At 63.8% G+C, this 6000-nt stretch carries 6 protein-coding genes; 3 read left to right on the top strand and 3 right to left on the bottom strand.

Annotated features, from left to right (window positions below):
• Positions 1-364: 364 nt before the first annotated feature.
• Positions 365-928 (bottom strand): hypothetical protein, encoded by a 564-nt coding sequence (locus FJ471_RS26705; RefSeq protein ID WP_246684843.1) that lies wholly within the window; start codon positions 926-928, stop codon positions 365-367.
• A 213-nt stretch (positions 929-1141) separates the two neighbouring features.
• Here FJ471_RS26705 and FJ471_RS26700 point away from each other — a divergent pair, with 213 nt between their 5' ends.
• From FJ471_RS26700 to FJ471_RS26690, 3 genes are all read left to right on the top strand, one after another.
• A complete protein-coding gene (locus tag FJ471_RS26700) occupies positions 1142-1888 on the top strand; it encodes a response regulator (RefSeq protein WP_140807714.1) in 747 nt (248 codons plus the stop codon).
• Positions 1885-3129, top strand: coding sequence for an ATP-binding protein (locus FJ471_RS26695; RefSeq protein WP_140807713.1), 1245 nt, complete (start codon positions 1885-1887; stop codon positions 3127-3129). Before FJ471_RS26700 ends, FJ471_RS26695 begins: the two co-directional genes overlap by 4 nt.
• An 82-nt stretch (positions 3130-3211) precedes the next feature.
• Positions 3212-3580 (top strand): hypothetical protein, encoded by a 369-nt coding sequence (locus tag FJ471_RS26690; protein WP_348643367.1) that lies wholly within the window; start codon positions 3212-3214, stop codon positions 3578-3580.
• A gap of 112 nt (positions 3581-3692) precedes the next feature.
• On the opposite strand, the gene FJ471_RS26685 is transcribed toward FJ471_RS26690, so the two are convergent.
• Entirely contained in the window at positions 3693-3944 is a 252-nt protein-coding gene (locus FJ471_RS26685) for a hypothetical protein (RefSeq protein WP_140807712.1), read from the bottom strand.
• A gap of 189 nt (positions 3945-4133) precedes the next feature.
• Positions 4134-5639: a TadE/TadG family type IV pilus assembly protein gene (locus tag FJ471_RS26680; RefSeq protein WP_140807711.1), complete on the bottom strand. Its 1506-nt coding sequence runs from the start codon at positions 5637-5639 to the stop codon at positions 4134-4136.
• Between the last annotated feature and the right edge of the window lie 361 nt (positions 5640-6000).

Here is a 6000-nt window from a genome sequence, read left to right as displayed (position 1 = left end):
GCGGCCAGGAACAGTCGGTACGCACGCTCGCCAGCGCCACGACGCTCGAGGCGCTGGCGGATACCCGCATCGCGCTGCGCGGCGCCGGCGCCGGGGCGGATCGTCAGAGGCGAGCCCACGGAGGCAAGCAGCCGCAGCATCATCAGGGCTTCCCACATCATAATGCGTTCCATGCTTGCTGGCGGACGCGCGGGGGCGTCCGCCAATTCGCAAAATAAGTACCGGCCGGCCCTTGAAGGGGTGGGTCAGGGGAGCCGGCCGGCGCAGCCGGTCAGAGTTGCTCGCCATTCCAGGGTAGGGGTGGGGGGAGCTGTCCGCCGTGATCAGGCAGACCTCTGGGGCCGGCTGCATCCGGCGGATCACCCTATGGACCGGGGGGCGGGCCGTGCGGCCGATCCGCCGAAGCAAGTATTTCGAGCTGCTCGGGCGTCAGCTTGGCGCGCAGCGCCTCGATGGCGTCCTTGAGCTTGGCGGCGGAGGCGGCGCGCTTGGTCACCTCGTCGGCCAGCCTTTCCTGGAAGGCGAAAGGGTCGCGCGTTGCCTGGTCCGGCTTGCCGCCGGCAGCATCGTCCGGCCCGGGGCCGGCCTGTCCGAAATCGGGCCGCGGCGGCGGCGCCAGCACCGCTTGCAGCGTGCTGGTATAGTCGCGCCAGGCGTCAAGCTGCTCGGAGCGGATGCCGATCCGGGTCTCGAGCAACGAAAGGTGCGCCGCGAGCATTTCGGGCCGCGGGCCGAAATCCTCCGCTCCATGCCACATCGCCCAGTGCTGACCATGCGACGGCTTCATCGGGCCGGGACCTGCATCGTCCTGCCGGCCGATTGCCGGCGGCTCGTCCCCGGGTGCTGCGCCCGGTTCCGGTTGCGCGGCGAACACGGGGTGGATGGCCGCGACCGAGAAGAGGCCAAGCGCCAGAAATCTGCTTCGCATGACATGATCCTTTCCTGCATGCTTCGGATGCCAGGGAGGATAGGAAGCGTCTTTTGCCGCATTGCTTCGGCGCGTTGCCGAAGGTTTCCGGAAAAAGGAGATTTGTTTCCGAATGTTTCCGGCGTCGTCGTGGAAACGTTCCGTTGCAATTTTCCATGCCGCTTGGCGGCGTCGCTCCCTATAATCACGGACGAAAAGGCAAGCGGGCGAAGAATGCAGGCACAACCCCACATCCTAGTCGTCGACGACGATCGCGAGATCAGGACGCTGCTCGGGCGCTATCTCGACGGGCAAGGCTTTCGCGTGTCGGTGGCGGCGGACAGGCGCGAATGCGAGCAGAAGCTCGGCTCAGGCCAGTTCGACCTGATCGTGCTCGATGTCATGCTGCCGGACGGCTCCGGTCTCGACATCTGCCGGAGCTTGCGCGATCGCAAGCCGCACATTCCCGTCATCCTGCTGACGGCGCTGAAGGAAGATGTCGACCGCATCATCGGCCTGGAGCTCGGCGCCGACGATTATCTCGGCAAGCCGTTCAATCCGCGCGAGCTCTCGGCCCGCATCCGCGCCGTGCTCAGGCGTTCGGCGCCCGAGGAGGCCGCCCCGCCCAAGGTTCGCGTCTATCGTTTCGCCGGTTACCGGCTGGAGCCGGATACGCGCAAGGTGATCGACGCCGATGGCGCCCTGATCGACCTGACCGGCGCCGAGTTCGACCTGCTGCAGGTTTTTCTCGACCGGCCCGGCCGGCTGCTGTCACGCGACCAGCTGCTCGACCTGACGCAAGGGCGTGAACGCGATCCGCTCGAGCGTTCCGTCGATGTGCTGATGAGCCGGCTGCGAAAGAAGTTTACCGAAGCGGGCGAGGCGGCTCTGTTCAAGACCGTGCGCAATGGCGGCTATCAACTGACCGCGCGCGTCGAGACGACTGAGTACCGGGTCCCGGCAGCGGGGACCGAAACATGACTTCGCTGCGCCGGCGGCTGATCATCCTGCTCGTCGTGTCGATCCTCGGCGTGGTCGGGCTCGCCACCTTCGTCGCGGTCAAGGTGCTCGGCGGACCATCGCCCGAACTGATCATGAGCCCGCTTGCCCACCAGATCCAGTACATGGTGCAACTGGCTCCCGGCCATGCGCCGAATTCAAGCGATGCGCCCGTCATCGTAAAGGATCGCCCGGCCGACGGCTTCGAGGATCGCAAGCACACTAGGGTGTTGAACGAGATCCTGCGCCATGACGGGCTGAATGTTTCGGCCGTGGTCAGCCGCAACGCGGGCAGGCCGGGAATGGTCGCTTCGGTCGAGCTGCCCGACCACCGCTGGATGATCGTCGACGTTCCCGATCTCGGCCCGCCGCGCGATGTCTGGTACGGGCTGGCGGGCTGGATGGCGTTGATCGTGCTCGGGGCGACGCCGGTGTCGATCTATTTCACCGGTGTGCTGGTGCGGCCGCTCGAAATGCTCGAAGCCGCTGTCAGCAAGATCGGCTCGGACGGCATGCTGGCGACTTTGCCGGAGAAAGGCTCGGCCGAGGTGAGGGCCACCGCCCATGCGCTCAACGAGCTGTCGGCAAGACTGAAGACGGCGATGGAAAGCCGCATGCGGCTGGTGGCGGCGGCCGGCCACGATCTCAGGACCCCGATGACCAGGATGCGGCTCCGTGCCGAGTTCCTCGAGGAGGACCGCGAGAAATGGCTGAGCGACCTGGATGAACTCGACCGTATCGCCGACAGCGCCATCCGCCTGGTGCGCGAGGAGGTCAACCAGGACGCGGTCGAGGCGCTGGAACTGGACAGGCTGGTCCGCGATATCGAGGTCGAGATGATCTCGCTCGGCCATGCGGTGACGATCGACCATCTCGATCCTGTGTCGGTCACAGCCGGCGCGCTTGGCCTGCGCCGGGCGCTGCGCAACCTGATCGTCAACGCCGCCACGCATGGCAAGAGCTGCAGCGTCGCGCTTGCGGGGCGGGGCGGCCAAGCGGTCCTCACCATCGCCGACCGCGGCCCCGGCATTCCGCCGGACCTGTTGAACAAGGCCTTCGAGCCGTTCTTCCGGGTCGATCCGGCGCGCACGCAATTCATTCCGGGCGCTGGGCTGGGGCTTGCGATCGCGAAGGAGATCATCGAGCGCTACGGCGGCACGATCACGCTGGAGAACAGGCCGGGAGGAGGTCTGCTGCAGACGGTGGTGTTTGCAACCGCCTGACGTCGGACGCCGTTCGTCCTCGGGCAATTCCAGGCCGTTGGCGCGGGCTTTCAAACGCTTTTAAGGCTATGCTCGCTGCATCGTGACCGCGCTGCTGTTGCGGAGCTGCGTCGCAAGATGCGAATTTGGCGATACGATGTTTTGCGAGGATGCCACCATGCCCATACGCAGGATTGCGTTTTGCGCGGCAGCGATGATCGTTGCCGTCACAAATTTCGCCGATGCGCGGCCCGACACACGCAAAATGACCTGCACGCAGACCCAGGCGCTGATCCAGAGCCGGCATGCGGTGGTGCTGACCACCGGGGCGAACACATATGAGCGCTATGTCCGCCAGTTCGGCAATGAGTGCGATGCGCCTTTCGTGCCGATGGTCGACTATGTGCAGGCGAGCGACGGTCGGTGCATGGTTTATCGGTGCGAAGAACCGGCGCCGATGGTGCCGGATTGATCGGCGCTCGGCGCTTCTCTCCGCTGGATGGCCGCTGGCTTTTCTGATCGTCAACCCGCGCTAGTCTGGCTCGAGCAACGGCATGCCGTTCGCCACAGTGCGCGGCTGCCGCTCACTTGACCTTCTTGATCTCCGGGCCTGCCGGCTGGTCGGTCGCTGGAGCCGGCGTGCAATCCTGCCCCGTGCATTCCAGGGCGGGGTCGTCCTTCGGCGGCAGGCAATTCTGCCCCTCGCAGTGAACGGCCGGCTGCTGTTGCGCCGCATCGCCATTCGACTGGGCAGGCTGATCCTCCGCGCGGGCGGGCTGCATCCCGGCCAGACCGGTCATCGCCACGCACAACAGCGCTGTCCGAAGCACGTTCATCCTCGTCTCCACGCCTGGGAGCCGACAGAACCTTACACTTTCGAGCCGAGGCCGGCTCCCGCCGTCCGCGAACGGCGTTAACGGTGCGTTTCCGCCCCGAGCGCGGCCGTTGCGGGTGTGCGCTGAATGCTCTCGACGGTGAGGTGAGGGCGGGCTACGACTGAAGCACAGGCAAACGCGCTGTCGGCATCACCGATAGAGCTGCACCTCATTGCGCAGCGCCTTGTCGAGCGTTCCGTTGCCGAGCGGGCCGTCAACATCGACGATCTCCAGGCTGATGGCCTTTTCTGCCCCGGTGCCTTCCGGATCGTCCTCATCCTTGGCGTTCTGCTTCTGGATCGGAGCGATCAGGAACACGCTTGCGTAGCCGTCGGGCCTTACCTGGGTGTGGCCGTTGAGCTTCGCCTGGTTCGCTTTGCAGTCAATAATGGCCAAGTTCATCAGTCGACGGCTCGGATCAGCTTTGGAGAGGTCGCCCTTGTAGCACGAAGGCGTGCCCTTTTCCTTCGATGGATTCGGCGACTGGTCTTTGACCTTGTCGTTGGCGATCTCGTACATGTAGACATCGTATCGAGAGGCCGGTTTGGTCGTGTCCCCGGTCGGGTATGTCAGGCTTTTGACCGCCGTGCCGGGGTAGGTCGTGCCGTGATTAACGCTCCAGTAGGAGCTCCAGAAACTATTGGCACTTATCGGCGCGGTCATGCCTTTCAGCGAATCGTAGCCTGTGCCCGGAGGCAGCGGCAGAGCTGAACCATCCGTCGCGAGATCGTACTTGTTGCAGTTGCTCTTTTGGCTGGCGCCCTTGCGAACATTGCTCGCCGGTCGATAGTCAAGATCCCTGTTGTTCTTCAACGACCCCTGATAGATGTCGAAACGGACATTCAGGCCGGTATTGACCTGACCGAAGGTGACGCCGGTTTTGGTGGTCAGGGAGTTGCGATCATAGCAAATGCCCGCGGTGCCTTTGGCCATCCCTTCCTGTATCGATGTCAGGCCGTTGCTGAGCAGTCCGTAGTTGCCTGGGCCGGGATTGCTGTCGACCTTGAGGACACGAAACTCTCGGCTGTAGGTATCACCCGACGCGAAAGCCTGCTGGATCGTCTTGCTGGTCGCCGGGGTGTCGGTCTCGAACGGGTTGCACATGAAAAGCGGCACGGTTTCGCAAATCGACTGGCTGAAACCGGCGACAGCTGTTGCACCGAGAGTGAAGGAGCCAGATCCGCCCCCCTGCAGGATCGAAACCGGGAAGATGGCGTCGAAACCGACGGGCGTGACCGTGATCTCGACGAATATGGCGCTCTTCGCATCGCCCACCTCGTCGGTGATGACATCCGCGGCGCGAATGGCAGTGTCGTCGGAGGCCGGCAGCGAGCGCAGGTAGCGGCGGCTGACACCAGCGCTTGAAAGGACAGTGGCGACCTCGGCACCGCTGGCAAACTGATACTTGTTGCCGATGATCAGTGTCGCCAACGCTCGATCGGCCCGCGTGATGCTATCCGACCTACCGTCGAGCTCACCGGCCGTCGCCAGCGCGAAGGCATCGGCTCCCTTCTGCAGATCGTTATGAAGCGCGTTCGCCCTGGTAAGATCGACTGCCAGGACAGCAAAACCGATCAGCACGGGCAACATGATCGCCACGAGAATCATGGCAACACCGCGCTGATCGTTCCAAAAAGCACGTATCCCCCGAAACATCGCGCAGCTCCCCCTTATCCCCTAGGCCGCTGACATTCCTCGTTCTATTAGAATAGGCTGATATTTAGGACTTCCGCAACCCTATTCGTAAGACCTATGTCTCAATAGTCGGGACCTTGGCGCCAAATTGCCGAACACTTAGGTCGCAATGCCTTGTGTGCGGAGGTGCGTCTACCAGGAGAATCTTCGTTGAGACGCGCGGCATAGCTGCAAGATGAATTAGGTATCGCCAATGGATGCATGCCCTCGGCCTGCAACCTTGGGCAAGTAGCCGGGTTGGAACCCTGCGTCGCTCCCTAGAGGCATCGCAGCCCGGCCCAATACTTTAAGCGACTCAGGTTTCCCCGGCTCGGCTGGCGCA

Origin of the sequence: Mesorhizobium sp. B2-7-1, assembly GCF_006440735.1 — a bacterium.
Classification (GTDB): domain Bacteria; phylum Pseudomonadota; class Alphaproteobacteria; order Rhizobiales; family Rhizobiaceae; genus Mesorhizobium.
Note: the sequence above shows the minus strand (reverse complement) of the source record. Positions and strands in the feature narration are given on the sequence as shown.

What these genes read in the sequence shown, in the direction of transcription:
- FJ471_RS26695 (WP_140807713.1), top strand. Translation starts at nt 1,885, where the DNA reads ATGACTTCGCTGCGCCGGCGGCTGATCATCCTGCTCGTCGTGTCGATC.
- FJ471_RS26705 (WP_246684843.1), bottom strand. Translation starts at nt 928, where the DNA reads ATGCGAAGCAGATTTCTGGCGCTTGGCCTCTTCTCGGTCGCGGCCATC.
- FJ471_RS26700 (WP_140807714.1), top strand. Translation starts at nt 1,142, where the DNA reads ATGCAGGCACAACCCCACATCCTAGTCGTCGACGACGATCGCGAGATC.
- FJ471_RS26680 (WP_140807711.1), bottom strand. Translation starts at nt 5,639, where the DNA reads ATGTTTCGGGGGATACGTGCTTTTTGGAACGATCAGCGCGGTGTTGCC.
- FJ471_RS26685 (WP_140807712.1), bottom strand. Translation starts at nt 3,944, where the DNA reads ATGAACGTGCTTCGGACAGCGCTGTTGTGCGTGGCGATGACCGGTCTG.